Source organism: Companilactobacillus halodurans (assembly GCF_009600985.1).
In the GTDB taxonomy this organism is placed as follows: Bacteria; Bacillota; Bacilli; order Lactobacillales; family Lactobacillaceae; genus Companilactobacillus; species Companilactobacillus halodurans.
In genome coordinates, this window is sequence record NZ_VDFP01000062.1 from 1 (window position 1) to 2,732 (window position 2,732).

Consider the following 2,732-nt stretch of genomic DNA (forward strand, 5'->3'; position numbering starts at 1 on the left):
TTGGACGGTCTGGGCGTCTTGCGTATCGTTATGGGCTAGGAAGGCTTGTCCCATTCTCAATAAAACATCAGCGTTCGTCGTAAAGGATAATTGGTTATTAAGCGTATTGGTATCATAATTAACAATCGCTTTTTCAAGTTTCAACTGGTCTTTTTTCTTGCTCGTCGCCTTAGTTGGTAACTGCCAATCAGCCACTTGGCTGTTATCTTTGTTGGCATAAGCCGCATTAACAACCTTGTCCAACTGACTTGGGTAAACGTTTAAAGCTTGCTGGTATTGACGATGCTTTAAAAAGACACTGACTTGCTTAGTTGAAGGATAGCCGGCTCGTTGCATATCTTTTTGCGCTTCTGACCACTTCTGATCATTTAAAGCGGTCTGAATTTGACCGCTATATTTTAATCGCGTGACCTGGGCTTGGTTCTGGTTAGCTAAGCTTTGATATTGCCGTTCATCACTTTTATGAACTAAGCCGACGGCCAAAACGGCCACAATCGCTACCCCAGCCACACTCAACCATAATCGTTGTTTGGTTTTCTGTTGGGCCGTTTCAACTGCCTGCCATTCGTGATAGCTCACAAAGTCCTCAATGCCATTAACCACTTCCGTTAACTCATTTAACGACGTAGCTTTAGCTACTTGTTGTAAATAGTCATCCGGGTGTTTGGCCAAGGCTTCTTGGGGATTGCTTAGTAACCGTTCATAGGGCGTCCCCGTCAAGCAAAATAGAATCAGCGCTTTGTATTTGGCTAAATTGCTATGCTTGTCATCATAAGGCATGAGTTCATTGGCCCGGTAGGCGTACCAAACATGTTGCATGGGGTAATACCACAGGTTAGCTGGGTTCAACGCAACGTGATACTGGCTATCGTTAACCACCTTTTGCGCCATGATTTCCTTGGCAATCGCTGACCGGATTGCTTTATTTTCATGTGGTAATTTCTTTAATGATCTGACCTTATCCGGCAAAGTATAAGTTAAAACAACCTTCTGGTCTTGCTCAACCACGTTAACCAACTGCAAGAAATTGGCATCAGCTTGCTTTAATTCATTTAGCTCATTCAACTGGTCGTATCGAAATTGATTGTGATTGAGTTCAAGTATCAACTTGTTCCCTTGTCGCTTGAACGTGCCAACCTCGATATTCAATAGCTGATTTGATTTACTCATTTAAAGTCCCTCCTTCCTCTTCGGTAGTGGTCAAGGCATCAATTTCACTTGGCGTCAACACCACGCGCTTTTGATAATCCGGTTGAATGGTTGTCTCACGGTTGTATTTTTCTTGGTAAGCTTCGGGATCAATTAACCGCAATTCTTCTTCGGTCAACTCGACTTTCATAAAGGCACGTTGGCTACCATAGATCATCAGGGCTTCACCTTGCCTACGGCGTTCTAGTAACTTCTTTTCTTTATCTGAAAAGGTCATGCGTAATTTGGTAATCACATCATCGACACCTTTACCGTCAAGACCAAAGAACACTTTGGTATAGGAGTTCCCAATAATGGCTTCCCCAATGTTCTGCCCAGTATCTGTCGTTCCTTCGATCACATCTTGAATTTGCTGCGTTCCGGCAATCGCCCCAGCATTATACTTTCTAAACCGCTTGTAGGCTTGGTGGAAAAAGGTGGCGGCTGCTTTGTGCAAGGTCAAGAAATGAAATTCATCGACAAACAATTTCTTGCGGCTATGCCGATCTTTGGTAATTTCGTCCCATAGATACTGGAAAGTATTCAGATAGGCGGCTGATTGGACTTCCTGCTCACTTTGTAGCGGTTTTAAATCAAAGGAAATGATTTTCCCTTTTAAGTTAACGTTGGTATGGCCGTCAAATAAACTGTTAGAACCATGGGTATAACTGCCTAAGATGTAGTAGAAGTCTTTGACCCGATTGAATTTGTCGGCGTCCTTATCTGTCAATTTTTCCAACTCGTCATAGACATTGGATAAGGTCGGCCACTGATCGTCTTTAATTTCTTTTAAGCGGCTGTACTTCAAAACGCCACTGTTGACGTAGGCCTGTTTAACGACATCATCAAGAATTGCCAGCTCAACTTGGGTAATCCCGGTTTTAAGGACTTCAAAGAATCCCTTTAATCGCTGGATTTTATCTTTAACTAGTAAATCAAGGTTCGTGACCGCCTCATCGGCGCTTAGGATTTCTTCGGAGAAAATTTGGAGCGGGTTAATTTTGTACTTAGCATTCGAGGTTAGGTGCAAGACTGCGCCACCCAGGGCTTCAACAATCTTGGTATATTCATTTTCTGGATCAATAATGTAGAGTTGATAGTCTTGAATGGCGTAGCGTAGGATTTTCTGAATCATATAGGTGGTCTTGCCGACCCCCGAGGTCCCGATAATCACTTGATTTTGATTTAGGGTCTTGTTGCGATCCAACATATCTACGGCAATTAAGCTGTTGGTATCTTTGTTAACTCCTTCAATATCACTTCTCGGCTTTAAGTCCAGAATTTCAGCGTCATCAAAGGGAAACATACTGCTGGCGACTTCGGTATTACTCTCTTTATAGGTGTAATCCCCCATGAGGTTCTCGTTAATTGGCATGGTTGACCAAAATGCTTGGAAAGTCGCTTTAACGGGCACTAAGGGCTTCATTTGTAGTTTAATCAACGTATTCTTGACGTTCTCGGTTCAGTCATCTAATTCCGCTAAACCGTTAGCCCGCAGATAAACCAACATATGTTGATAGACAAATGTGGTAGAATTATCAAGG

General features: G+C 42.8%; 1 protein-coding gene and 1 pseudogene. Both read right to left on the reverse strand.

Annotation, left to right across the window (positions count from 1 at the left end):
- The coding region (locus FHL06_RS12325; RefSeq protein ID WP_153386868.1) for a type VII secretion protein EssB/YukC at positions 1-1,170 on the reverse strand (1,170 nt) is incomplete at its 3' end.
- Positions 1,163-2,732, reverse strand: a pseudogene (locus tag FHL06_RS12330) (VirB4 family type IV secretion system protein); the annotation flags it as partial. The pseudogene FHL06_RS12330 and the gene FHL06_RS12325, both read right to left, overlap by 8 nt.